The 24,415-nt window shown below is 69.6% G+C and carries 25 protein-coding genes; 17 read left to right on the forward strand and 8 right to left on the reverse strand.

Annotation, left to right across the window (positions count from 1 at the left end):
* Window positions 1-77: 77 nt before the first annotated feature.
* The 4 genes from AZOLI_RS11475 (at window position 78) to AZOLI_RS11490 (ending at window position 5,575) form a co-directional block, all read left to right on the forward strand.
* Window positions 78-1,949 carry a DNA polymerase III subunit gamma/tau gene (locus AZOLI_RS11475; RefSeq protein ID WP_014248809.1) on the forward strand — a complete coding sequence of 624 codons (1,872 nt, stop codon included), beginning with the start codon at window positions 78-80 and terminating at the stop codon, window positions 1,947-1,949.
* A gap of 3 nt (window positions 1,950-1,952) precedes the next feature.
* Entirely contained in the window at window positions 1,953-2,276 is a 324-nt protein-coding gene (locus AZOLI_RS11480; RefSeq protein WP_014248810.1) for a YbaB/EbfC family nucleoid-associated protein, read from the forward strand.
* A gap of 182 nt (window positions 2,277-2,458) precedes the next feature.
* Complete coding sequence (recR, locus tag AZOLI_RS11485) at window positions 2,459-3,052, forward strand: recombination mediator RecR (protein ID WP_014248812.1); 594 nt, start codon at window positions 2,459-2,461, stop codon at window positions 3,050-3,052.
* A 363-nt stretch (window positions 3,053-3,415) separates the two neighbouring features.
* The gene (locus tag AZOLI_RS11490) at window positions 3,416-5,575 is read left to right on the forward strand and encodes a phytoene desaturase family protein (protein WP_014248813.1); all 2,160 of its coding nucleotides are present in this window, start codon (window positions 3,416-3,418) and stop codon (window positions 5,573-5,575) included.
* Window positions 5,576-5,578: 3 nt separating this feature from the next.
* Here the strand turns inward: AZOLI_RS11490 and gluQRS are convergent, their stop codons facing one another.
* Both gluQRS and AZOLI_RS32870 read right to left on the reverse strand, forming a co-directional pair.
* On the reverse strand, window positions 5,579-6,439 hold the full coding sequence (gluQRS, locus tag AZOLI_RS11495; RefSeq protein ID WP_014248814.1) for a tRNA glutamyl-Q(34) synthetase GluQRS: 861 nt from the start codon (window positions 6,437-6,439) through the stop codon (window positions 5,579-5,581).
* Window positions 6,440-6,499: 60 nt separating this feature from the next.
* Window positions 6,500-6,667, reverse strand: coding sequence for a hypothetical protein (locus tag AZOLI_RS32870; RefSeq protein WP_014248815.1), 168 nt, complete (start codon window positions 6,665-6,667; stop codon window positions 6,500-6,502).
* 426 nt (window positions 6,668-7,093) lie between these two features.
* On the opposite strand from AZOLI_RS32870, the gene AZOLI_RS11500 reads away from it, so the two are divergent.
* Entirely contained in the window at window positions 7,094-7,657 is a 564-nt protein-coding gene (locus tag AZOLI_RS11500) for an HNH endonuclease (RefSeq protein ID WP_044550074.1), read from the forward strand.
* Here AZOLI_RS11500 and AZOLI_RS11505 read toward each other — a convergent pair.
* Window positions 7,627-7,830, reverse strand: a complete 204-nt coding sequence (locus AZOLI_RS11505) for a hypothetical protein (RefSeq protein WP_014248817.1) — start codon at window positions 7,828-7,830, stop codon at window positions 7,627-7,629. The genes AZOLI_RS11500 and AZOLI_RS11505 overlap by 31 nt on opposite strands.
* Window positions 7,831-8,014: 184 nt before the next feature.
* Here AZOLI_RS11505 and AZOLI_RS11510 point away from each other — a divergent pair, with 184 nt between their 5' ends.
* Window positions 8,015-8,971, forward strand: a complete 957-nt coding sequence (locus AZOLI_RS11510) for an acetyl-CoA carboxylase carboxyltransferase subunit alpha (RefSeq protein ID WP_014248818.1) — start codon at window positions 8,015-8,017, stop codon at window positions 8,969-8,971.
* A 154-nt stretch (window positions 8,972-9,125) separates the two neighbouring features.
* On the opposite strand, the gene AZOLI_RS11515 is transcribed toward AZOLI_RS11510, so the two are convergent.
* Complete coding sequence (locus tag AZOLI_RS11515) at window positions 9,126-10,649, reverse strand: Y-family DNA polymerase (protein WP_014248819.1); 1,524 nt, start codon at window positions 10,647-10,649, stop codon at window positions 9,126-9,128.
* 263 nt (window positions 10,650-10,912) lie between these two features.
* Between AZOLI_RS11515 and AZOLI_RS11520 the strand changes: the two genes are divergently transcribed.
* The 7 genes from AZOLI_RS11520 (at window position 10,913) to htpG (ending at window position 18,682) form a co-directional block, all read left to right on the forward strand.
* Window positions 10,913-11,482: a hypothetical protein gene (locus AZOLI_RS11520; protein WP_014248820.1), complete on the forward strand. Its 570-nt coding sequence runs from the start codon at window positions 10,913-10,915 to the stop codon at window positions 11,480-11,482.
* A 108-nt stretch (window positions 11,483-11,590) separates the two neighbouring features.
* On the forward strand, window positions 11,591-12,085 hold the full coding sequence (locus AZOLI_RS11525; protein WP_014248821.1) for a HupE/UreJ family protein: 495 nt from the start codon (window positions 11,591-11,593) through the stop codon (window positions 12,083-12,085).
* Window positions 12,086-12,180: 95 nt separating this feature from the next.
* A complete protein-coding gene (locus AZOLI_RS11530; RefSeq protein WP_014248822.1) occupies window positions 12,181-13,425 on the forward strand; it encodes a TAXI family TRAP transporter solute-binding subunit in 1,245 nt (414 codons plus the stop codon).
* Between the two features lie 118 nt (window positions 13,426-13,543).
* Window positions 13,544-14,005 (forward strand): GNAT family N-acetyltransferase, encoded by a 462-nt coding sequence (locus AZOLI_RS11535; RefSeq protein ID WP_014248823.1) that lies wholly within the window; start codon window positions 13,544-13,546, stop codon window positions 14,003-14,005.
* A 134-nt stretch (window positions 14,006-14,139) separates the two neighbouring features.
* On the forward strand, window positions 14,140-14,808 hold the full coding sequence (locus tag AZOLI_RS11540; protein WP_014248824.1) for a glutathione S-transferase family protein: 669 nt from the start codon (window positions 14,140-14,142) through the stop codon (window positions 14,806-14,808).
* Between the two features lie 95 nt (window positions 14,809-14,903).
* Window positions 14,904-16,535: a hypothetical protein gene (locus AZOLI_RS11545; protein WP_014248825.1), complete on the forward strand. Its 1,632-nt coding sequence runs from the start codon at window positions 14,904-14,906 to the stop codon at window positions 16,533-16,535.
* A 266-nt stretch (window positions 16,536-16,801) separates the two neighbouring features.
* Entirely contained in the window at window positions 16,802-18,682 is a 1,881-nt protein-coding gene (gene htpG / locus AZOLI_RS11550) for a molecular chaperone HtpG (protein WP_014248826.1), read from the forward strand.
* Window positions 18,683-18,751: 69 nt separating this feature from the next.
* On the opposite strand, the gene AZOLI_RS11555 is transcribed toward htpG, so the two are convergent.
* Window positions 18,752-19,960, reverse strand: coding sequence for an ATP-binding protein (locus AZOLI_RS11555; protein ID WP_014248827.1), 1,209 nt, complete (start codon window positions 19,958-19,960; stop codon window positions 18,752-18,754).
* A 378-nt stretch (window positions 19,961-20,338) separates the two neighbouring features.
* On the opposite strand from AZOLI_RS11555, the gene AZOLI_RS11560 reads away from it, so the two are divergent.
* The 4 genes from AZOLI_RS11560 to AZOLI_RS11575 all read left to right on the forward strand — a co-directional run bounded on the left by AZOLI_RS11560 (window position 20,339) and on the right by AZOLI_RS11575 (window position 22,667).
* Entirely contained in the window at window positions 20,339-20,770 is a 432-nt protein-coding gene (locus AZOLI_RS11560; protein WP_044550826.1) for a Fur family transcriptional regulator, read from the forward strand.
* Between the two features lie 195 nt (window positions 20,771-20,965).
* A complete protein-coding gene (locus AZOLI_RS11565) occupies window positions 20,966-21,379 on the forward strand; it encodes a hypothetical protein (RefSeq protein ID WP_014248829.1) in 414 nt (137 codons plus the stop codon).
* Between the two features lie 92 nt (window positions 21,380-21,471).
* Window positions 21,472-22,215, forward strand: a complete 744-nt coding sequence (locus tag AZOLI_RS11570; RefSeq protein WP_014248830.1) for an HAD family hydrolase — start codon at window positions 21,472-21,474, stop codon at window positions 22,213-22,215.
* Window positions 22,216-22,292: 77 nt separating this feature from the next.
* Window positions 22,293-22,667: a hypothetical protein gene (locus AZOLI_RS11575; protein WP_014248831.1), complete on the forward strand. Its 375-nt coding sequence runs from the start codon at window positions 22,293-22,295 to the stop codon at window positions 22,665-22,667.
* A 28-nt stretch (window positions 22,668-22,695) separates the two neighbouring features.
* On the opposite strand, the gene sigJ is transcribed toward AZOLI_RS11575, so the two are convergent.
* The 3 genes from sigJ to AZOLI_RS11590 all read right to left on the reverse strand — a co-directional run bounded on the left by sigJ (window position 22,696) and on the right by AZOLI_RS11590 (window position 24,407).
* Entirely contained in the window at window positions 22,696-23,595 is a 900-nt protein-coding gene (gene sigJ / locus AZOLI_RS11580; RefSeq protein WP_014248832.1) for an RNA polymerase sigma factor SigJ, read from the reverse strand.
* Window positions 23,592-24,044, reverse strand: coding sequence for a carboxymuconolactone decarboxylase family protein (locus tag AZOLI_RS11585; protein ID WP_014248833.1), 453 nt, complete (start codon window positions 24,042-24,044; stop codon window positions 23,592-23,594). The genes sigJ and AZOLI_RS11585 overlap by 4 nt, the downstream gene beginning before the upstream one ends.
* A 105-nt stretch (window positions 24,045-24,149) precedes the next feature.
* On the reverse strand, window positions 24,150-24,407 hold the full coding sequence (locus AZOLI_RS11590) for a hypothetical protein (protein ID WP_014248834.1): 258 nt from the start codon (window positions 24,405-24,407) through the stop codon (window positions 24,150-24,152).
* Window positions 24,408-24,415 lie beyond the last annotated feature (8 nt).

Consider the following 24,415-nt stretch of genomic DNA (forward strand, 5'->3'; position numbering starts at 1 on the left):
AGACGGCGACAGCGCGGCGCCGGGACGCTATCCTGCGGCCCGAAATTCCCCTCCCGTCGTTTCGACAGGCCAGCCGCGTGACCGATACCACTGCCGACATCACCGCCGCTTCCGCCCCCGCCGCGGCTCCCGCCACCGGGCTGGCCTATCGGGTGCTGGCGCGCAAATACCGGCCGAAGACCTTCGACGAGCTGATCGGGCAGGACGCGCTGGTCCGCACCCTGACCAACGCCATCCAGTCCGGCCGCATCGCCCAGGCCTTCATGCTGACCGGCGTGCGCGGTGTCGGCAAGACCACCACCGCACGCATCATCGCCCGCGCGCTGAACTGCACCGGCCCCGACGGCAAGGGCGGGCCGACGGTCAGCCCCTGCGGCGTCTGCGACAATTGCCGCGCCATCGCCGAGGACCGCCACGTCGACGTGATGGAGATGGACGCCGCCAGCCACACCGGTGTCGACGACATCCGCGAGATCATCGACGGCGTGCGCTACTCGCCCGTCTCGGCCCGCTACAAGCTCTACATCATCGACGAGGTCCACATGCTGTCGAAGAGCGCGTTCAACGCGCTCCTGAAGACGCTTGAGGAACCGCCGAGCCATGTGAAGTTCGTCTTCGCCACCACCGAGATCCGCAAGGTCCCGGTCACGGTGCTGTCGCGCTGCCAGCGCTTCGACCTGCGCCGCGTCGACGCCCAGGTGCTGAAGGAGCATTTCACCCGCGTCACCGCCCAGGAAGGCGCCGACATCGAGGGGGATGCCGCCGCCCTGATCGCGCGCGCCGCCGATGGGTCGGTGCGCGACGGGCTGTCGCTGCTCGATCAGGCCATTGCGCTGGCTGCCGGCACCGTCACGGCGCAGCAGGTGCGCGACATGCTGGGTCTGGCCGACCGCACCCGCGTGATCGACCTGTTCGAGGCCGCGGTTTCCGCCCGTCCGGCCGAGGCGATGGACATCCTGGCCGACCTGCACCGCGTCGGCGCCGATCCCGTGGTGATCCTGCAGGACCTGCTGGACCTCGTCCACAATCTGACCCGTCTGAAGGTGGTGCCCGACAGCGCCAACGATCCCTCCCTGCCGGAGGCGGAGCGCACGCGCGGCTCCACCCTGTCGGCCAGACTCGGCATGCCGGCGCTGACCCGCGCCTGGCAATTGCTGCTGAAGGGGCTGAACGAGGTGCAGGCCGCCCCGGTGCCGCAGCAGGCGCTGGAGATGGTGATCGTCCGCCTGTCCTACGCCGCCGATTTGCCGACGCCGGGCGATCTGATCCGGCAGTTCCAGGCCCAGCAGGCCAACGGCGGAGGCAGCGCGCCGATGGGCCGCGGTCCCGGCGGTGGCGGCGGACCGGTTGCCGTTGCCAGTCAGCAAGCCCATGCGGTCGCCCGCCCGATGGGCTCGGCCCAGCCGCAGAGCGCTCCCATGGCGCAAGCCGCCCCTGCCCCCGCCGCCGCCCCGGCCGGCGAGGAGCTGTCGCCGATGCCGCCGGATTTCCGTGCGCTGGTGCAACTGTTCTCCGACCGGCGCGAGGGCGCGCTTTACGGCTATCTGATGGAGACGGTGCAGCTGGTCCGCATGGAGCCGGGTCGGCTGGAGCTGAAGCTCCGCCCCGCCGCCCCGCCGACGCTACCGGCCAAGGTCGGGCAGTTCCTGACCGAATGGACCGGCCATCGCTGGATCGTCGCCCTGTCCGAAGGCCACGCCCAGCCGACGCTTGCCGAACAGGAGCAGGCCGAAAAACGCCGTTCGCTATCGGAGGCGGAGGCCAATCCGGTGGTGCGCGCCGTACTCGACGCCTTTACCGGTGCGAAGATCATCGACATCCGCGACCTCGCCGAAGTTGCCGCGGCGGAGAGTGCGGCGGTTGCGGATGACGGCGAGACACCCGATTTCATGGTTCAGCAGCAGGACGACGGGGTCTATTACCCCCTCGACGACGAAGGAGAGTACTGACCGATGAAGAATATCGGCAACATGATGAAGCAGGCCCAGCAGATGCAGGCCAAGATGCAGGAAATGCAGGCGAGCCTGGAGCAGGTCGAAGTGACCGGCCAGAGCGCCGCCGGCATGGTCGTCGTGACCGTCAACGGCAAGAGCGAGATGAAGAAGGTCAAGCTCGACAAGTCCGTCGTCGATCCCGAGGACGTCGAGGTGCTGGAGGACCTGATCGTCGCCGCCTTCAACGACGCCAAGAAGAAGGTCGAGCAGCACGTCGCCGAGGAGACCTCGAAGCTGATGGGCGGCCTGAAGCTGCCGCCGGGCATGAAGCTGCCGTTCTGATTTCTTGCCCTCTCCCGCCCCGGGAGAGGGAGGGGACCCGCCGAAGGCGGGGAGGGTGAGGGGCGATCCGCACATGGATCCCCTGATCCTCGCATCACCCCTCACCCTTCCCATGGCTGACGCCATGGGCCCCTTCCCTCTCCCGGGGCGGGAGAGGGAGACGTGTGTCGACCGCCAAGTGAATGATCGGACCTGAAATCGAACGCCTGATCCAGTTGCTGTCCAAGCTGCCGGGGCTCGGTCCCCGGTCGGCGCGGCGGGCGGCGCTGCATCTGATGAAGCGGCGGGACAGCCTGCTGGTGCCCCTGTCGGAAGCGATGGCGGCGGCCGGCGAATCGATCCGCGCCTGCTCCGTCTGCGGCAACCTGGACAGCCGCGATCCCTGCACCGTCTGCTCCGACCCCACCCGCGACCGCTCGGTCATCTGCGTGGTGGAGGATGCCGGCGATTTGTGGGCGCTGGAACGCACCCGCGCCTTCCGCGGCACCTACCATGTGCTGGGCGGCCTGCTGTCGGCCCTGCAGGGTGTCGGCCCCGACGACCTGAACATCGCCGGCCTCGCCGAACGCGCCAGGGATCCGGCGGTTCGCGAGATCATCCTGGCGCTCAACGCCACCGTCGACGGCCAGACCACCGCCCATGTGGTGACCGACCGCCTGACCGACTCCGATGTGTCCGTCTCACGTCTGGCGCATGGCGTCCCCGTCGGCGGTGAGCTGGACTATCTCGACGACGGCACGCTGACGGCGGCGCTGAAGGCACGGCGGCCGTTGTAGGTGGCTGCTTCGGTGCCCCCCACCCCAACCCTCCCCCGCTGGGCGGGGGAGGGGGTAAGTGCTGATGTGGGAGAGTGGCAGTCCCTCCCCCGCCCAGCTCTCGCACAAAGCTATGCTTTGTGCTGACGCGACAGGCGGACCGAAGGTCCGCTGAGAGCGGGGGAGGATAGGTGGGGGTTTAACGTTCCCCCATACGTACACCCCGCTCTCACCCGTACGCCCCCGCACTTCACGCATCGCCAACCGCCGTACGCCGCAGTTCACGAAGCCAAGCCGGCTCCTTACGCACCCTCGCTGGCACGTACACCCGCCTCCCGCCGATGGTCCTTCACAACACCCAACACCCGCGAAGGCACCATCCCGATGCGCAAGCTCCCCATCGCGTTCCGTATCCTGCTGGGCTTCTCTCCCTGGCTGCTGTTCGGCGCCGTCCTGCCGTTCGCCGGGTTGCTGCCGGCCTCCCTGACCGCGCTGGCGGCAAGCCTCGCCCTCTGCGCCCTCGACAGGCTGCGCGGCTCCCTCAAGGCGCCGGAGCTGGTGGCCGCCGCCTTCTTCGCCGCCCTGCCCGTCTGCGGTCCGCTGGGTTGGGACTGGCCGGTCCACAATATCGGCCTCGCCATCCATCTGGCGCTGTCGGCCATGGCCTTCGGCAGCATTGCCGCCGGCAGCCCCTTCACCCTGCAATATGCGCGCGACGACTGGCCGCGCGAGTACTGGCACCTGCCGCAGTTCGTCGCCGTCAACCGGCTGATGACGGCTATCTGGGGCGTGCTGTTCCTGGTCGGCGGTGTGGGCTTCGCCGCCCTGCCCGGCTGGGAAGCCCCGGTCTCCATCGGCGCCAGTGCGCTGGGCGTGCTCGCCAACCGGCTGCTTCCGGATTGGATCGTCGGGCGGGCGATGCGCATCCGGCTGGCGGAGGCCGATCCGCACCCCTGGCCGGCTCCGGCGATCCTGAACCGGACGCGCACCGCCGCGGATGAGCGCGACGTGGTGGTGGTCGGTTCCGGCATCGGCGGCCTGACGGCGGCGGCGCTGCTGGCGCGGGCCGGGGCGCGGGTGACCGTGCTGGAGGCGCATGACCGTCCCGGCGGCTTCTGCACCTCCTGGACGGTCAAGGCACGCAACCGCAGCGAACCGGGCGCCGAGCCCTTCCGCTACGTCTTCGATGCCGGCGTCCACGACATCAGCGGCGCCCAGCCCGGCGGTCCGGTCGACCATCTGCTGCGCTCGCTGGGGGTCGAGGACCGGGTGGAGTGGCAACCGGTGAACCGCGGCGTCGCGCTGGACGGCCGGTTGCGCATCCTGGCCGACGATGCCGATGGGCTGGCAACCCAGATCGCTGCCGACCACCCGCCAAGCGCCGCCGGAGCCGCCGCCTTCCTGGCGGAGATGCGGGCGGTCTATGACGACATGTATCGCGGCTGCGCCGACAGCGGCCTGCCCAACATCCCGCAATCGGTGGCGGCGATGCGGTGCTATGTGACCGACAGCCCGCACGCCTTGCGCTGGATGACCCGGCCGTTCCAGGAGATGCTGGACCATTACATCCCCGACCGCGCCGGCCAGCGCCTGCTGACCGTGCTGACCGGCTATCTCAGCGACCGGGCGGAGTGGCTGACCGTCGGCCAGATGGCGCCGATCTTCGGTTACTGGTTCTCCGGCGGCTTTTATCCGGCCGGCGGGTCGCAGGCGCTGGCGGATGCGCTGGCCCAGTCGATCCGCGCCGACGGCGGTGAAATCCGGCTGCGCACTCCCGTCACCCGCATCCTGATCGAGGACGGCCGCGCCGCCGGGGTGGAGACCGCAGATGGCCGCATCATCCGCGCTCCCGCCGTCATCTCCAACGCCGACGTACGGCGGACCATGTTGGAACTGGTCGGGCCGGAGCATCTGCCGGCCGCCTATGCCGCCCGCTGCGCGGCGATGCGTCCGTCCACCTCGGCCTTCATGGTCACGCTTGGGCTGGACATCGTCCCCGACCTGCCGGCGATGACCTTCCTGCCGCAAGACGGGGCGGGCTTCGGCATGGCCATCGCCGTTCCCTCCACCCACGACCGCAGCCTCGCCCCCAAAGGGCATGCCGCGGTGGCTCTGCTGCGGCTGGCCCCGGCCGATGCCGGCTGGAACCGCGCCGATCCGTCCTACAAGGCGCGCAAGCGCGCGGAGGGCGACGCGATGATCGCCGCCGCTTCCCGCCTGATCCCCGATCTGGAACGGCACATCACCACCCGACAGGAGGCCAGCGCCGCCACCTTCGCCCGCTATGCCCACACCAGCGCCGGCAGCATCTACGGCATCGCTCCCGACCAGCAACGCCTGACCCGCCGCAGCCCGATCCCCGGCCTGTGCCTGACCGGCGCCGGCGTCTTCCCCGGTCCCGGCGTGGAGGCCTGCGCCATCTCCGGCCGGCTGGCCGCCGAAGCCCTGCTGGGCAAGGAAAGCCTGACGCCCGAGTCCCTACGCAACGCCACCGGGCGGAGCGCCGCCTGCGCGTCTACCCTGCCGGTGGCGCAGATGGGGTGAGCCCTATCCCGCAAACCCGGCCCCGGCAAACCCCGCCAGCGCCCGGACCTCCGCCGGGCTGCGGCCTTCGTCGCGGAGCGAGCGCAGGGTCTGGGCGCGATCGCGCTTGGCCAGCCGCTCGCCCGACGCGTTCCGCAGCAGGCCGTGATGGTGGTAATCGGGCGGGTCGTAGCCCAGCAGGGCCTGCAGCAGCCGGTGCAGATGGGTGGCAAAGAACAGATCCTCGCCACGGGTGACCAGCGTCACGCCCTGCAGATGGTCGTCGACGGTGACGCTGAGGTGATAGCTGGTCGGCGTGTCCTTGCGGGCCAGCACCACGTCGCCCAGCAGTTCCGGAGTCGCCTCCTGCCAGCCCTGCGCCCGGTCGTGCCAGCGCAGCGGCCCGGTCAGCCGGCAGGCGGCGGCCACGTCGAGCCGCAGCGCCCAGGGATCGCCACGGGCGATCCGCTCAGCCCGCTCCTCGGGCGAGCGGTGGCGGCAGGTACCGGGATAGAGCGGGCCGTCCGGACCGTGCGGCGCGGCGCCGGCCCGCGCGATCTCCGCGGCGATGTCCTTGCGGGTGCAGAAACAGGGATAGAGCACGCCCAGCGACTCGAGCCGGGCCAGCGCCGCGCGGAAATCGTCGAAATGGTCGGACTGGCGCCGGACCGGGCCATCCCAGTCGAGGCCGAGCCAGGCCAGATCCTCGATCAGGTCGCGCTCATAGTCCGGGCGGCAACGGTTGGGATCGATGTCCTCGATCCGCAGCAGGAAGCGGCCGGCGGCGCTGCGGGCTGTGGTCCAGCCGAACAGCGCGGAATGGGCATGGCCCAGATGCAGGTGGCCGGTCGGGCTGGGGGCGAAGCGGGTGACGAGGTCGCTCATTCCCGCTTTATAGCGGATCGCGCGCCGGACAGGGCGCGGGATGTGACGATCCGGTTGGTCTCAGATGTAGGGATTGTCGCGGATCGGCTCGACCGGGATCTCTTCGCCCTCCAGATAGAGCGCCAGACGACGGCGCAGCTCGCGGTCGAAAGCGTCGATGCGGATCTGGCGTTCACGCTCCTCCCGTTCGCGGCGCTTCTGGGCGAGGTCGATGATGACTGCGGTCATGGCGGACTTTCCTCGGGGTCGCGTCCGGCCGGCTCGGGCCGGCGGGATCGTGTTCGATCTGATCGTCTTGGATCAACGAGGTCCACCTTGGCGCCGTTATGGTTAACGAGGGGTAACTGCACAAGGCAGGCGCGAGTCTTTTTTCCCGATGTCACAGCCGCCGCGCGTGGTGCCGGAGAACCGCTCCCCCGCCCCTGCCGGCAATGCCCTCAGCGCAAAAAAGGTTACACAACGGTGAAGAAATTCGGCCCCACCGGGTCAAGATGTTGAGTCCGGGCCGCCGATCCACTATGTATCTGGTTGTCCCGGAAGACGATCCCGCAGTTGGGCCGGCCGCCGGGGCGGAGTAGACACGCCCCCGCGCACAAAGCCGCCTCAGTGTCGCGTGCCGGGATCCAGACACGGTTCCAGACAAGGGAGTGGCCATTGGCTCCACCACCCGATCACTGTCCGGCTCTGGTGCTGAACGCGGATTTCCGCCCGCTCAGTTACTTCCCCTTGTCGCTATGGTCCTGGCAGGAAGCGGTCAAGGCGGTCTTTCTCGAACGGGTCAACATCGTATCGCACTATGACCGGGTCGTCAGATCCCCAAGTTTCGAAGTCCGGTTGCCCAGCGTCATCTCTCTGAAAGAGTTCATTCCGGCAACGCGCCGCCCGGCCTTCACCCGCTTCAACGTCTTCCTGCGCGACCGCTTCACCTGCCAATATTGCGGCCGCCCCTTCCCCACCCACGACCTGACTTTCGACCATGTGATTCCGCGGTCCCGCGGCGGTCGGACGACGTGGGAAAACGTCATCACCTCCTGTTCGGCCTGCAATCTGGCGAAGGGCGACCGACTTCCCCATGTCTGCGGCATGATCCCGCTCAGTCCGCCCTTCCAGCCCACCGCCTACGAGCTGCAAGAGAATGGACGTGCCTTCCCGCCAAACTTCCTTCACGAGAGTTGGCGGGATTTTCTTTATTGGGATTCGGAACTGGACCCGATGTAGGACCGCGATACGGACGCGGGTGGGAGCGGGGCGATCTGCTCCGCGCCGGCGTCGGTGGCGTGGACCGTCGTGAAGCGGGCGGCCAGTACGGCCGCCAGCCCATCCGGGTATGTCGGCCGGAAAGCGCGGCAATCGCCGGCATGGCCGGAGAAATGGTCCTTGAAGGAGGTCATCGGCCAGGAGTCGCCCCGGAACGATTAGGGTTGGAATTCCCCGGCGGATGAGGATAAACCCTGTGGGTTCGTCGCGGAACCCTTCCCAGGCCGTCCCGCACCTTTCCGCTGTGGCGCAGGCGCGCCGGGCGTGCTAACCAAGCGCGCGTTTTTCCGTGCGCCCCGCCAACCACCCGTGTCCGGCATGCAGACCTTCCTGGAATTCGAAAAGCCGATCGCCGAGCTTGAAGGCAAGATCGAGGAGTTGCGGCACCTGACCAACGCCGGCGACATCAACATCGCCGACGAGGTTGCAAAGCTGCAGGCCAAGGTCGACAAGCTCCTGCGGCAGACCTACGCCAAGCTCACGCCCGCGCAGAAGGTTCAGGTGGCCCGCCACCCCAATCGGCCGCACTGCCTGGACTATGTGCGTGGCCTGATCGAGGACTTCACGCCGCTGGCCGGCGACCGCCATTTCGCCGAGGACCGCGCGGTCATCGGCGGGCTGGGTCGCTTCCGCGGCCGCTCGGTGGTGGTGATCGGCCAGGAAAAGGGCAACGACACCGAATCGCGCGTCCGCCACAATTTCGGCATGGCGAAGCCCGAAGGCTACCGCAAGGCCCAGCGCCTGATGGATCTGGCCGACCGCTTCAAGCTGCCGGTCGTCTCGCTGGTCGACACCGCCGGCGCCTTCCCCGGCGTCCAGGCGGAGGAGCGCGGCCAGGCCGAGGCCATCGCCAAGAGCATCGAGCGCTGCCTGCGGCTGAACGTGCCGATGATCGCCTCGGTCATCGGCGAAGGCGGGTCGGGCGGCGCCATCGCCATCGCCACCGCCGACCGCGTGCTGATGCTGGAACACGCCATCTATTCGGTGATCTCGCCGGAAGGCTGCGCGTCGATCCTGTGGCGCAGCTCCGACATGGCGGGCGAGGCGGCCATCGCGCTGCGCCTGATCAGCCAGGACCTGAAGGAACTGGGCGTCATCGACCGCGTGGTGAGCGAGCCCATCGGCGGCGCCCACCGCGACCCGGCCGAGATCATCAAGAAGCTCGGCGACTGCATCGAGGAATCGCTGGGCGAACTGGACGGCCTCGACGGCGTCACGCTGCGCGCCAAGCGTCGCGAGAAGTTCCTGGAGATGGGGCAGAAGGGGCTGGGGTAAGTTCCCTGGCCCATGTGCCCCCTCATGCCTGATGCCCCCTCCCCATCCCTCCCCCGCCCTCGGCGGTGGAGGGGGCAGGAGCTTTGCAAAAGTACAGCGGCAGTCCCCTCTCCCACCGCAGGTGGGGGAGGGTTAGGGAGGGGTCACAAGCACCTCACCCCAAGAACCCGTGCAGGAACCAGCGCGGCCATTCCCCCGGCCGGTACAATCCGGCGCGGAACAGCCAGAAGCGGCGGCCGGCGCCATCCTCCACGCGGTAGTAATCGCGCACGGCCAGCCCCAGCGATCCCTCCGGACGCCACCATTCGCATTCGATCCGTTCCGGCCCCTCAGCCCGGTTCACGCGGTGGCGCAGGCCGCGCCAGACGAACTGCAGCGGCGGGTCGTCGGGCAGCGGGGCGGTGGCCTCGATCGGTTCGGGCGGGGTCAGCAGGCGCAAGGGCCGCGGCCGGCCGGCCGGCCAGGGCTTCGGCACCGGCAAGGTGTCCACCGGCGGCAGAGGCGCCACGCAGCGTTCCGGCAACCAGCTTTCCCGCGGCACCAGCCGCAGCACCGCCCGCTCCCCCAGCCGTAGAGCCAGCCGGTCGACCAGTTCGGCCAGTCCGCCGTCAATCCCCTCGCCGTCGATGCCGGTCTGGACAGCGATGAGCGGCCCCGTCTCCGTCGCCGACAGCACCAGCGTCTCCAGCCCCGGACCGGGGTCGATCCGCTCCAGCAGCGGGGCGGCCAGCCGGGCCAGGGCCGCCGGGTCGCGGGTCGGGCGGCTGGTGCCGAGCGTCAGGCTCTGCGGTTCGTCGTCCACCCGCTGGTCGGTGCGGTGGGCGTCCAGCCGCAGCCGGCGCGCCCCCTGCCCCGCCGCCTCCAGCCCCTTGCACAGCCGGCCCAGCAGATGGCGGAGCGCCCCGGCAATCGATTCGGGCGTGGCGATCGGCTCGGCGAAGGTCAGGCGCTCGCGATGCTCCGGCACCGGCCGGCGCGGGGAGATCGGCTCGTCCAGCCGGCCGAAGGCCTGATCGTAGCGTTGCAGCAACCTGGCCCCGAACCGCGCCGCCAGCCCGGCCCGCGGCATGGCGTGCAGGTCGCCGATCCGGCGCAATCCCAGCGCATGCAGCCCCTCCACCGTCTCCGCGGGCAGCCGCAGGGCGGCCAGCGGCAGACCGTCCAGCCGCTCCTGCCGCCGGTCCTCCGGGCTGCCGAACCGCACCAGCCCCCAGGCGGCGGCCGGGGTGCCGGCGATGGCGGCACGGGCACTGAAGCCGGCGGCGCGCAGCCGTCCGGTCAGGTCGGCGGCCAGCGCCGGCTCGCCCCCAAACAGGTGGGCGCAGCCGGTGATGTCGATCACCACCCCGTCCGGCTCGTCCGCCGCGGTCCAGGGGCTGTAGCGCCGCGCCCAATCGGCGATGCGGCCGAGCAGGATCGCATCGGTCTCGGGCGTCGCCTCCGCCACCTCCAGCGCCGGCTCCAATGCGCGGGCGTCGCTGAGGGTATGACCGGGAGAGATGCCGACCGATGCCGCCACCCGGTTGACCGCGACCACCATCCGCCGCTGGCGCTCCGTCCGCAGCAGGGCGAAGGGGCGCGCCCGCGACCCGGGCGGCATGGTCCGCTCCCGCGCATCGGTGGGCAGGCGCGGCAGCCACAGGGCGAGGATGCGGCGCCTTCCTCCCCAATGACCCAATCCCCTCTCCCCCCCGGGGAGAGGGTTAGGGTGAGGGGGACGCGCTGCGGGACCTTTGCCAGCATCCTGCAGCGGCTCCCCCTCACCCCGACCCTCTCCCCAGGGGGGAGAGGGAGACAGGTCCGGGTGTGGGAGGAAGCGCGTCATACGGGAACCAACAATCGGAACAAAGAAAGAACACTCTAGCGCCAGCTTGGCTGCGAGGGGAGTCCCTCCTTTAGGGTCATCTTGCCGAACCGTTCGGCAGTGCCGACATTCCGTTCATGACCCCACATCTCCCGACCCTCGCCCGCCGACTGGCTCCACTGGCTTTTCTGCTGGCCGCAGGCGCCTGCGCACCGTCGGATTTGCGCGACGACACCCCCGGCCGCGCCCAGGCCTTCCCGCCGGTCTACAACCAGACATTCGTCCCGGGAGGCGGGGAACGGCGGACCTGGAGCCAGATCCAGGCGGAGCAGTCGCGCGCCGGCCAGCGCACCGACCAGCGCACCGACTCAGGCTCCGGCACCGCCGCCCGGCCGCCGCAGGCCGAGGACCCGCAAACACGCCGCGACTCGGGAGACACCGACCGGCCGCCACCCAAACGCCCCCGCGGCAGTTCGTCGCCCCCGCCCGACCCGGCGGCCCTGCCGCAGCCGCCGCGCCCGATCCCGGTGCCGCCCCCGCCCTCGTCGCAGAGCGCCACCGACGCCTTCAAGCGCGACCTGATCCGGCCGGAGGTGGACCGCATGCGCACCGACGACGCCATGGGGCGGCTCGACCCGCTGGGCCAGCGCGACCTGATGCGGCGCGAGAACGACCTGCGCCAATGGGGCGACCCGCTGGCGCGCTGATCTCCTGGCAGCACCCGTCCGGCAAGCTCCGCCTCGGCGGCTTGACCCCACACCCGCTCTGCCGCCATACCGGCCCCGTGATTCGGAACGGACGGAGGATGCGGGCGCATGACGACGGTGACGGGGGCCTTCGGCAACGGACTGACCACGCCGGTGTGGGTGCTGCAGCATCTGCTGGGCATCCTCGGCATCGGCCTATGGGCGGGACAGGCCGGCGGCACCGCGGTCTGGCAGGTGCCGGCCGCCGCCGTGACCGCGGCGCTGGCGGCGGGCTTCGCCGCGCAGATGGGGCTGCGGCTGCCCTATGCCGGGTCGGGGCTGGCGGCTTCGCTGATCGTGATCGGAGCGCTGGTGGCGCTGGGGGTGCGGGCGCCGGCCGTGCTGGCGGTTCTGGTCGCCGCGGTCGCCGCGGTGTTCCACGGCCACGCCCACCAGGGGCCGCCGCTCTACTGGGCCGGCTTCGCCGCCGGGCTGATGCTGGTGGCCTGCGGCGGGCTCGGCCTGTCGATCGCGGTGACGCAGGCCGAGTCGGAGCGGGCGGTGCGCGTGTGTGGCGGTGCGGTAGCAGTAGCGGGCGTTCTCGACCTCGTCGGCGTGATTTGACCGGTTGCGCCTTGAAATGAGGGGGTTGCGCGGAAATCTTTGAAGGCACCCCCTTACCAGCCCGGATCACCGGGCCAGACGAACGGAACGCCCCGGTGCCCCGCGCAGCCGCCAAAGCCTGCCTTACCCCGCCGGGGCTCCCATCGCCGGGGCTTCGGACGCATTCCGATGCCGCCCAATCGGCCTGCCGACTGACCCGCCGGCACCTGCTGGGCCGCCTGCTGGGCGGGCTGGCGCTGCCGCCGCTGCTGGCCTCCGCCGGCGGTCTGGCGTTGGGAGGCGGACAGCCGGCGGCGGCGCAGGACCTGCGCTATTTCCGCATCGGCACCGGCACCACCGCCGGCACCTATTTCCCGATCGGCGGGCTGATCGCCAACGCCATCTCCAACCCGCCGGGGTCCCGGCCCTGCGCCAAGGGCGGAAGCTGCGGCATCCCCGGTCTGATCGTGGTGGCACAGGCCAGCAACGGTTCGGTCGACAATGTCGAGATGCTGCGCGCCGGCACGGTGGAGGCCGGCTTCGCCCAGGCCGACGTCGCCTTCTGGGCCTACAGCGGCACCGGCAGCTTCACCGGCAAGCGCCCCTTCGCGGAGCTGCGCTCGCTCGGCATGCTCTATGCGGAAGCGATCCAGATCGTCGTCCGCTCCGACGGCTTCATCGACCGCATGGCCGACCTGAAGGGCCGCAGCATCTCATTGGGCGAGGAAGGGTCGGGCACGCTGGTGGAGGCGCGACTGATCCTGGATGCCTACGGCCTGTCGGAAACGACGATCACCCCCCACTACCTCAAGCCCGGCATGGCGGCCGACCGGCTGGCGAAGGGGGAACTGGACGGCTTCTTCATGGTCGGCGGCTATCCGGTGTCGGCGGTCGCGGACGTGGCGGCGCGCGTGCCGATCCGGCTGGTGCCGCTGGATGGCGAGCCGGCCGCCCGGCTGCTGCGGACCCAGCGCTTCTATATCGAAGACGAAATCCCCGCCAACGCCTATCCCGGCAGCGCCCCCACCCCGACGCTGAGCCTGGGGGCGGAGCTGCTGACCCGCGCCGACCGCGACCCGGACCTGATCCATGGCATCGTCCGCGCGCTGTGGCACGAGAACACCCGCCGCGTTCTTGCCGACGGGCATCCGCAGGGCCGCAATTTCGACCCCGCCCGCGCGGTCGCCAACGTCTCGGTCCCCCTGCATCCGGGGGCGGAGCGCTATTACCGGGAGGTCGGCCTGCTGGGCAATGCCGCCAACGAGGAGAACCGCGCCCCCGCACCCCCGCCCGAGACCGGCGCCGGTACCGGCGACAAAGCCGCCAGAGACAAGCCGGCCGGGGAGAAGACGGCACGCTGAGGCGTCCGCTCCCGGGACGAGACGAAAGGAGCGTTCCCGGACCACCCGCCGCCGGAATATCCTGTTTCCCATCCGGTCGATCCAGGCGGTCGACTGCAACGGGCAGAGGGGAGGAGGCATGCCGGCCGGCCAAGGGAGGGGCATCGCGATCCGTTCCGTCCGCAGCGCCGACGCGCCGCGCTGCGCCGAGATCTTCCTGGATGGCCGCCGCCAAGCCTTTTCCTGGCAGCCCGCCGACCGCTTCAGGCTGGACGATTATTACGACTGCGTGCGCGAGGATGCGGTGCTGGTCGCGGAAGCGGAGGGGACGGTGGTCGGCTTCGTCTCCCTCGATCCGCAGGCCCGCATTATCCACAACCTGTTCATCGACCCCGGATGGCACAAGCGCGGCATCGGTTCCGCCCTGCTGCGCGAAGCTCTGGGCCTGCTGCACGGCGGCCAGCGCCCGGCCGAACTGGCCTGCGCCGCCCGCAACGCCGCCGCCCGCGCCTTCTACGAACGCAACGGCTGGACGCCGGTGGACGCGCCGCCCGACGAAGGGGACGCGCTGGTGCTCTACCGCCTGTCGCGGGCGGGGTGAGAAGCCCGCTCTTCCGCCACCGTCCGTTGCCGCCTCTCTTGCCGGAAGCCCCGTCAACCCTCCCCCAACGAGACGCGCAAGCGCCGATGCGCGGGCTGTTTTCGCGTGCCGCATTGCGGTAAAGTCCCGCCGCCATGCGAACCCTGTACCACCACCCGATCCACCCCCAGTCGCGCGTCGCGCGCGTGATGCTCGCCGAGAAGGGCCTTCCCTTCGAGCCCGTGGTCGAGAAGCCATGGGAAAGGCGCACCGATTTCCTGAAGATGAACCCCGCCGGCGAGGTGCCGGTGCTGGTGGAGGAGGATGGGACCGTCGTCGCCGGCGGCCTCGCCGTGATCGAATATCTGGAGGAGGCCTATCCCGACACGCCCCTGCTGCCGCGGGAAGTTGCGGCGCGGGCGGAGGTGCGGCGGATCGCCGACTGGTTCCTGCATAAGTTCGAACGCGAGGTGGGCGAGAATCTGGTGGGCGAAAAGCTGATCAAGCGGCTGTCCGGCCAGGGCCATCCCTTCGCGCCGGCGATTCGCGCCGGGCTGGCCAACATCACCTATCACCTCGACTACATCGCCTTCCTGTCCGAACGCCGGCCCTGGCTGGCCGGAACCACCTTCACGCTGGCCGACATCGCCGCCGCGGCCCAACTGTCCTGCCTGGACTATATCGACAACGTGCCGTGGGACCGCAGCCCGGAAGCCAAGGACTGGTACGCCCGGATCAAGTCCCGCCCCAGCTTCCGCGCCCTGCTGGCGGACAACATCACCGGTTGCCCGCCACCCCGGCACTACGCCGATCTGGATTTTTGACGCCATCTTGGGAACCGACGCATCAGAAGCATGGACCGGCCTCGCGTATCGGGCTTAACGTGCTCCCAAAATCGTATGTTGGGAGTTGTTCCTCGATGCGCCTGCGCCGTCTTTCGTCCGTCCCGGCCCTGCCGGTCCGTTCCCTGCGGCCCGCCCTGATCGCCGGCGGCATGCTGGCGCTGGTGGCCGGCTGGCCACTCTCCCAGGCCGCCCACGCCGCCCCTGCGGTCGACGATGCCGGCGCCAAGGCGCTCGCCGCGTCGCTGAAGAAGGATCTGCCGCGCTGGTTCCCGCCGCCCACCGAGGATGGCGAGGGCATCGGTTTCGAATGGCAGGGCGAACCGACCGTCAAGCCGGCCGGCGACCATTACGACGTCGCCCTGCCGCGCCTGTCGGCTGAGGATGCCGAAGGCACCCTGTTCGACATCGGCACCGTCCTCTTGTCGGTGACGCCGAAGGACGACGGCCAGTATGGCGTCTCGATCACGCTGCCCAGCGCGATCAAGGTGCAGAACCTGGACGACAAAGACGAGTATGTCGACGCGGCCACCATCTCCATCGGCAAGCAGTCCTTCACCAGCACCTGGTCGGGCACGCTGGAGACCCTGCTGACGGTCGACGGCGCCTTCAACGACATCGCCGTCAACGCCGCCGACGGCAAGGGCAAGATCTCCATCGCCTCCATGACCATGGTCCAGGACCTGAAGCCGGAGGCCGGTGTCGGCGGCGCCACGCTGTGGAGCGGCCCGGCCGCCTTCGCCTTCGGCGGTCTGTCGGTGCTGGACGAGAAGAACAAGGAGCTGATGAGGATCGGCGGAGTCACCGCCGAGGCCGCCTACAGCCGCGTCGACCTGACCAAGGTCAGCGCGCTGCAGAAGCTGTCGGAGCAGGCCGCCGCCCGCGGCGTGCCGCCGACGCCGTCGGAGCTGCTGCCGAAGATGCAGGGCATGTTCGGCGGCATCACCGGCGCGATGCGCATGTCCAACCTGTCGGTCGTCAATCCCGAGGACGGCATGACGATCACGCTGGGCCAGCTCGCCTTCCGCAGCGGCCTGACCGATCTGGACCAGGCGCAGTCGACCGTCAGCATGGGCATCGAGGCCCGCGACTTCGTCATGACGCCGTCGCCGACCCCCGCCGCCTTCACCCCGCGTGCCTTCGAGATGAAGCTTTCGGTCGCCAAGCTGCCGAACGGCGCCCTGTGGAAGGCCTTCACCGAGCTCGCCAAGACCGCCGAGGCGGAAGAGGCCCCGCCGCCGAAGAAGGGCGCCAAGGCCCCGCCGCCGGCGCCGTCGTCCGACGTCATCATGCAGCAGGCGATGGCCGCGATGGGCGAGGCCGGGACCGAGCTGCGCATCGACGCGCTGAACCTCGACACCCCCGCCACCGCCGGCACCGCCACCGGCGCCCTGAAGGTCGCCACCCCGGCCGCCTTCGGCGTCGCCGGCGGCGCCACCGTCCTGCTGCGCGGCATCGACGCCGCCGTGAAGGCGATGCAGCCGGCGCCGGGTGCCAAGCCCGACAAGGAGACGCAGGATCTGCTGGCCGGTCTGGCGATGATCCAGGCCCTGGGCCAGGCCGGCAAGGACGACAGCGGCGCCGACATCCGCACCTACAAGATCGACGTGACGGAGGCCGGCCAGCTGCTGCTGAACGGCGCCGACATGACCCCGCTGCTGGCCGGCGGCGCCGAACCGGCTCCGGCGCCTGCACCGAAGAAGAAGTAAGGGGCACGTCGGAGCCCCCTCCCTAACCCTCCCCCGCTAACGCGGGAGAGGGGACTGCCGCCGCTCTGCGACTGACTCCCTCTCCCGCGTTAGCGGGGGAGGGTCGGGGAGGGGGCAACCGAAGTCTACGCTTCCCCCCCACCGCGACACCTCACCGCACACCTCCCGCGGTTGCACGGCACAAGCCTCTTGAACGGCCGGGACGCTTTCACATATCTCCGCCGTCTTGACGCCACCACCCGTACAAAACCAACGAAGGTGCCCCCATGACCGAGGAACGGCTCAGTTTTCAAGCCGAGGTCAGCCGTCTGCTCGACATCGTCGCCCACTCGCTCTACAGCGAGAAGGAAGTGTTCCTGCGCGAACTGGTCTCCAACGCGTCGGATGCCTGCGACCGCCTGCGCTATGCGGCGCTGACCCAGCCGGAACTCTCGGCCGACGATCCGACCCTCAAGGTCCGCCTGCTGGTCGACAAGGACGCGCGGACCCTGACCGTCGCCGACAACGGCATCGGCATGAACCGCGAGGATCTGGTCGAGAATCTCGGCACCATCGCCCGCTCCGGCACCGCAGCCTTCATGAAGTCGCTGGAAGGTGCGGAGAAAGGTGACGGCAAGAAGGACGTCAACCTGATCGGTCAGTTCGGCGTCGGCTTCTATTCCGCCTTCATGGCCGCCGACAAGGTCACCGTGCTGACCCGCAAGGCCGGCGAGGCCCATGGCTGGCGCTGGGAATCCGACGGCAAGGGCGAGTTCACCATCGCCGAGGCCGATGGCCTGTCGCGCGGCACGCGGATCGTCCTGCATCTGCGCGACGGCGACGACGAGTATCTCGACGAGACGCGACTCGGCGGCATCGTCCGCAAATACTCCGACCACATCGCCATCCCGATCCTGTTCGGCGAGGGCGAGGACGCCAAGGCGCTGAACAGCGCGTCGGCCCTGTGGACCCGGTCGAAGTCGGAGATCACCGCCGACCAGTACAAGGAATTCTACCACCATGTCGGCCACGCCTTCGACGATCCGTGGCTGACCCTGCACTGGCGGGCCGAAGGGGCGCTGGAATACACCAACCTGCTCTATGTGCCCTCGACCAAGCCCTTCGACCTGTTCGACCCCAAGCGCGCCCACCGGGTGAAGCTGTACGTCAAGCGTGTCTTCATCACCGACGCGGCGGAAGGGCTGATCCCGCCCTATCTGCGCTTCCTGCGCGGCGTGGTCGACAGCGAGGATCTGCCGCTGAACATCAGCCGCGAGATGCTGCAGCACAACCCGATGCTGGCCAAGATCAAGGCCGGCATCACCCGCCGTGTCCTGTCGGAGCTGTCGAAGAAGGCCAAGGACAGCGAGAACGCCGCCGAATACGACAAGTTCTGGGAGAATTTCGGCGCGGTGCTGAAGGAAGGCCTCTATGAGGACTACGAGCACCGGGACGAACTGCTGAAGCTGCTGCGCTTCCGCACCACCGCCGGCGAGGAACTGGTGTCGCTGGAGCAGTATGTCGCCCGCATGAAGGAGGGCCAGGACGCCATCTACACCATCAGCGGCGACGACATCGACACCCTGCTGCGCAGCCCGCAGCTGGAAGGCTTCAAGGCCAAGGGCGTCGAGGTGCTGCTGCTGACCGACCCGGTGGACGAGTTCTGGATGCCGTCGGTCGGCGTCTATGACGGCAAGCCCTTCAAGTCGGTGACCCGCGGCGGCGCCGATCTCGGCAAGATCAAGGGCGAGGAGCCCGAGAAGCCGGAGGAGAAGGCCCCGGAGGGCGAGCTGACCGACCTGCTGGCCCTGCTGAAGCTGACCCTGTCCGATGCGGTGAAGGATGTCCGCAAGTCCGAACGCCTGACCGACAGCGCCGTCTGTCTGGTGGCCGACGACAACGACATGGACATGCACCTGGAACGCCTGCTGAAGCAGCACAAGCAGCTGAACGGCGAGGTCGGCAAGCGCATCCTGGAGATCAATCCGTCGCACGCCCTGATCAAGCGGCTGGCCGAACGGGCCAAGGGCAGCGGCGCCACCGACGCGCTGGAGGATGCGGCCTGGCTGCTGCTGGATCAGGCCCGCATCGTCGAGGGCGAGCCCCTGCCCGACCCCGCCGCCTTCGCCCGCCGCCTGGCGAGCGCGATGGAGAAGGGGCTGGCATAAGGATCGTCATCCACCGGAAAGCCTGAAGGAAAGGCCCTCTCCTCCCCCGGAGGAGGGGGCTTTTCCATTCTACCCCCGCCCGACCCGCTCGGCCGGGAAGACCAGCGACATGGTGGTGCCCTCGTCGCGGCGGCTGACGACGTCCAGGCGGCCGCCATGCAGTTCGATCAGGCGCTTGGTCAGCGGCAGGCCCAGCCCGGTGCCGATCTGGCTGCGGGCCAGCGCACTGTCGATCTGGCCCCAGGGCTCCAGCGCCTTCGCCAATTCCTCCCCGGTCATGCCGATGCCGGTGTCGTGCACCGACAGCCACAGCGCGCCGCCGGCCGCCACGCGGGCGCCCAGCGTCACCACGCCATCGGCCGGCGTGAACTTCACCGCGTTCGACAGCAGGTTCAGCAGCATCTGGCGCAGCTTGCGTTCATCCGCGCGCAAGGGCGGCAGGTCGGTGGGCACGGCGGTGACGATGCGCACGCCATGGCGCGCCGCCCGCTCGGTCAGCAGCCGCGCCGTCCCGATCGCCACCCGCACCACGTCCACCGTCCCGTCCGCCAGCTCCAGCCGGTCGGCATCGGCCTTGGACAGGTCGAGCAGGTCGTTGATCAGCTCCATCAGGTGCCGGCCGCTCTCGGCGATGTCGCGGGCATAGTCGCGATAGAGCGGGATGGCGTGCGGCCCCAGCACCTCCTGCTCCAGCAGCTCGGCAAAGCCCATCATCGCGGTCAGCGGCGTGCGGATCTCGTGGCTCATGTTGGCGAGGAAGGCGGTCTTGGCCCGGATCGCCCGTTCGGCCTGCCGGCGCGCCTCCTCCAGCTGGCGGGCGCGCAGATCCGTCTGTTCGGCGGAGCGCGCCATCAGCCCGGTCACCGTGCCGACGCCGAGATAGCGGCCCTGGTCCACCACCAGGAAGCCGGTCACCAGCGCCGCCGGCTTCAGCCGGGCCAGCCGCCGCCCGATCTCCGCCAGCGGAGTCGTCCCCTCCACCAGCAGCGGATTCGGGTCCATGAGCGCGGACACCTCCACCGTCGAGGCATCCTTTCCCCCGTCCGGCGGAAGATGGCTGCGCTCCAGCAGGCCGACGACGCAGCCCTCGCCATCGACCACCGGAAGGGCGGGCAAATCAGGCTGGCGGTTGAAGCGGGCCATCGCTGCCGACAAATCCTGTCCGGCTGCCAGCGGCGGCACCGGAACCGCCAGCCCGGCGGCGGTGAAGGCGGGTTCGTCCATCTGCGCCTCCGGCGCGGCGGCCGGGACGGGAAGCGGCGGATCGAATGGCGTCACTGCTCACCCCCTCCCTATCCGGCGTACTCCTGTCCGGTCGGCACCGGTCGCGGGATGCGCGGCGCTCGTTCGGGAAAACCTAGCAGTGGATTATGAGCAATTGGTTTCCGAGCCGGCCATCCATTCCGCCGCGGTCCTATACAAAAGTCCTATAACCATGAAAGACGCAGCTTCTGCACGCTCGGCCGTCCGGCTGTGACCTGGGCATTTGAGAATGGCTCCGAAACACAGTATGATGGTCGGGTATTCGGGGTGCCGCGTTTGGCCGACCGGGCTTTTCCGCCCGGCCGGCCGCCGCTGCCGGCATCCCGGGCATCAGGGAGACCCGGAGGGGCGATCCGCCGCCCGTCACACAGAACAGGATTACAGGGGATGTCCATGCCCTCGCGCCTCGAAGAATTGTGCGTGAAGAAGGGATTGAAGATGACCGACCAGCGCCGCGTGATCTCGCGCGTGCTGTCGGAGGCGACGGACCATCCCGACGTGGAGGAGGTGCACCGCCGTGCATCGGCCATCGACCCGCGCATTTCCATCGCCACCGTCTACCGGACGATGCGGCTGTTCGAGGAAGCGCATGTGATCGACCGCCTCGATTTCGGCGATGGGCGCGCGCGCTATGAGGAAGCAAGAACCGATCACCATCATCATCTGATCGATGTCGATTCCGGTGAAGTCATCGAGTTCACCAATGATGAAATGGAACGGCTGAAGGAAAGCATTGCCCGTGAACTGGGCTATGACCTGATCGGCCATCGGCTGGAACTGTACGGCGTTCCGCGCAAGCGGCGTGCCGATAAATCTGAGTCTTAACTGTATACCGGCCTCCGCGGCGTTGCGCACAAGAGGTGCGGCTGATTTCGCTCCCATCCGGAATCGCCACACGCGCAACGGGCGGGTCAGGCGGCCATCGCTTGCGGGGTGCATCGGGTGCCGGTCTGGACCTTGCGGGGCGACGGGCCAAGGTTAGGCGAGGAGCAAACCTCACTGACCGGAACCGGCCGCACCATGGATGACCGCCACGACGACCGCCCCGACACCCGGCCCGAAAGCCCGCCGATCCCGTCCGGGGCTGAACCGATCGAAGCCCGAAGCACCGCCTCGGCCCTTGTCGGCCCGCCCCCTGTTGGCCCCACCCCTGTTGGCCCGGATCCCGTTCTCGAACGGCTGGACCGCCTGTCGGACCTGCTGCTGCGCCGCCTCGACCGATTGGAGGAGCGGGTCCGCAGCCTGGAGCAGGACAATGGCGAGATCATCAACCTGCTGATCGCCGTCAAGGCCGGTCTGGAGGAAGCCTCCGGCGACCTGATCGCACAGCTTGAGGACGCCGAGGATGCCGCAGAGGGCGAGGACAGGGGCGAGGAGGGGGCAGAGGACGGCCCGCTGTTCGAGGCTCCCTGCGGCCCGACGATGCTGCATTGACGGTTCCACGGCTCGCGGCAGACCGGGAACCGTCCCCAGGGTTGCCGTAAAAGACCTTGCCCGCCGCACAGCGGCGGCCGGATAAACGGCGCATGGAGACCTCCCCCCTTTCCGATCCTGCACCCCGGACCCGCCTCACGCCGCCGCTCCTGCCGACGCTGTCCCCCGATTCGCCGGTTTCGGGACCGGCGGCGGCAGCGCCCCCGGTCTGCGGTCCGTCCGGCGTCGCCTTCTTCGACTTCGACGGCACGCTGATCCACGGTGACAGCCTGCCGATGTTCGTCGGTGAGGTGATCGGCCGGCGCCGCGCCGCCCTGGCTCTGGCCGACGCCATCCGCTCCGCGATGCACCGCCATGTCCGCGGCCGTGGGCCGGGCTGCGATTTTCCGGGATCGGTGAAGGCCATCTATCTGAAGCGCACCCTGCGCGGTCTGCCGGTGGCCGACGCTCTGGCAGCGGCGGAGCGGATGATCCCCCGAGTCCGCTGGCACCAGCCCATGCTGGAGGTGCTGAAGGAGCATCGCCGGCAGGGTCGCCGGGTGGTGGTCGCCACCGGCGCGCTCGACCTCTACATGCCCGCCCTTCTGCGCGGGCTGGAGGTGGACGACCTGCTGGCCACAGGGATGGAGGTGGTGGACGGCAAGCTGACCGGCCGCCTCAGCACCGCCAACTGCGTGCGCCTGGACAAGGCGGAGCGGGTGACCGCCTGGATCGCCGGCAACGGCCCGGTCGCTGCCACCTGGGGCTACGGCAACCACCCCAGCGACCTGCCGATGCTGGCGCTGATGCACAAGGGCGAAGTGATCCGCATTCGACGAAGGTCGAACCGCAGGTAGCAGCCGTTTACAACCCGCCTGCCTCCCCGCATACTCCCAGCCGTCCATAACAAAAACATGATGGACGGAGGGGAACCGTGAGCTTCAGCATCGATGCCGACATCCGGATGCCCGGCTATGGCGGGCGCCGGGCCGTGGTGGCCGATGCCGACCGCATCCAGCGCGAGGCGCTGGCCGGCCATCTGTCCGGCCGCGGTTTCCAGGTTTCGCAGACCGACGACGCGATGGCGGCGCTGACCATCATCGGTGCGGAGGCGCCGGTTGTCGCCTTGCTGCCGCTGGAGCATGAAGGCGACGAGGGCGACCGTGCCGCGGCGCTGGCGGCGATGCTCTATCCACAGACGCGCATCCTGATGACCGGCCAGCGTATGCAGAACGCCCCCTTCCCCATCCTGCCCCGCCCGGTCGACCTGACCGCACTCGACCGCTGGCTGGACGAGGCGACGGCATAGGCCCGGCCATGAGCCCTGCCGCTTTTCCCTATTGGACGCCGGCGTCTCCGAAGCCCGCCACATGCTCCAGCTTTTGCGGATTGGCGATCTGGTAGATCCGCCGGATGCGGCCATCGGCTATGTCGAAGGCCAGCACGCTGCGGAAGGAGCCGCCCAGTTCGGCCAGCAGCCCCGGTCCGCCATTCACCCGCACCGGCACGAAGCCGAACCCGACGCCCCGCTTGCGCTGGACGCCCATCAGGAAGCGGGCGATGCGGTCGGCGCCGAAGAGCGGGTTGACCGCCGTCCGCACCATGCCGCCGCCGTCGCTCAGCCACTGGGCATCGTCCGACAGCAGGGCCACGATGGCGGCATAGTCGCGCCGGACGCTGGCCTCGGCGAAGGCATCGGCCAGACGGCGTCCGGCATCCGCATCGGCGCGGGGCTCGGAGGGTGCGTTCAGCCGGTTGCGGGCGCGCCGCATGATCTGGCGGCAGGCCTCCGCCGACTTGCCGAGCGTCGCCGCGATCTCCGCGTAATCCAGATCCATCGCCTCGCGCAGGACGAAGACCACGCGCTGGTCCGGCGCCAGCCGTTCCAGCAGCAGGAGCATCGCGATCGGCACCGACTCGAACTCAGGTCCCTCGTCAGCCGCATCGGCCCAGGCGGCGACCTCCGGTTCGGGCAGCCACAGCCCGTAATAACGTTCCCGTGCCACCCGGGCGGAGCGCAGCCGGTCAAGCGCCAGCCGGGTCACAAGCGTCGTCAGAAAGGCGGGGGCCGACCCGACACTGCCGGGCGCCACTGCGGACCAGCGCAGCCAGGCGTCCTGCAACGTGTCCTCCGCCTCCGCCACCGAGCCGAGCAGCCGATAGGCCAGGGCGCGCAGCCGCGCCCGCTCGCCCGCGAAGGCGGCGAGCGCGGTGCCCGGATCGGCCAGCGCCGTCACGCCGGCATCCCGATTGCGGTGCCCTCGATATGCTGGGCGATGCCGACACGGTTCCAGGCATTGATCTGCGCCACCGTCACCGTCAGCTGGGCAATCTGCTCGGCACTGAAATGCCGCTGCAGGTCCCGGTGCGCGGCATCGATGCCGTCATGCCGGCCGCGGGTCAGCAGTTCGGCCCAGGCGAAGGCGGCGCGCTCATCCGGCAGGAACAGGTCCGAATGTTCCCACTCCGCCAGCGCGGCGATCCGCTCCTCCGACTGGCCGTCGTGGCGGGCCTCCTTGCTGTGCATGTCGATGCAATAGGTGCAGCCGTTGATCTGCGACACGCGCAGGTCGATCAGATGGATCAGGCCGGTCGGCAGGCCGCTGCCGCGGATCGCCTTGGTGGTGGCATACATCGCTGCGAACAGCGACGGGGCATCGGTGGCGACGGTGAAACGGAAAGCCATGGTTCGCATCCTCGTATGGAGTGTCATCGCCCCCATGACGGGGCGAGCCGCTCCGGCGTGACGCATGGCAGCCTCGCGCCCCGATCAAGGCTGCCGTCCCGGTCCTCAGCCTTCCGTCAGCAACTCCACGGCCTCGCGCAGGATGGCGATCTTGGCGGCGAAACGGCCTTCGGGATCGCTTTCGCCGATCAGCCGGATCATCACGCCCAGGGCATGGGCGACCTGCGGCGCCAGCCCGGCATGGCCCCGCACATGGCGGGCGAGGCCGGCCAGTGCCGTCCGATAGGGGCGCCCTTCGAACCCGTCGGTGGCAATCGACTCGAAACGGTTGGCGAGGTCGAGGATCTCGCGGTTGTCGTTCATGCTTTTTC

The organism is Azospirillum lipoferum 4B (assembly GCF_000283655.1).
Lineage (GTDB): Bacteria > Pseudomonadota > Alphaproteobacteria > Azospirillales > Azospirillaceae > Azospirillum > Azospirillum lipoferum_C.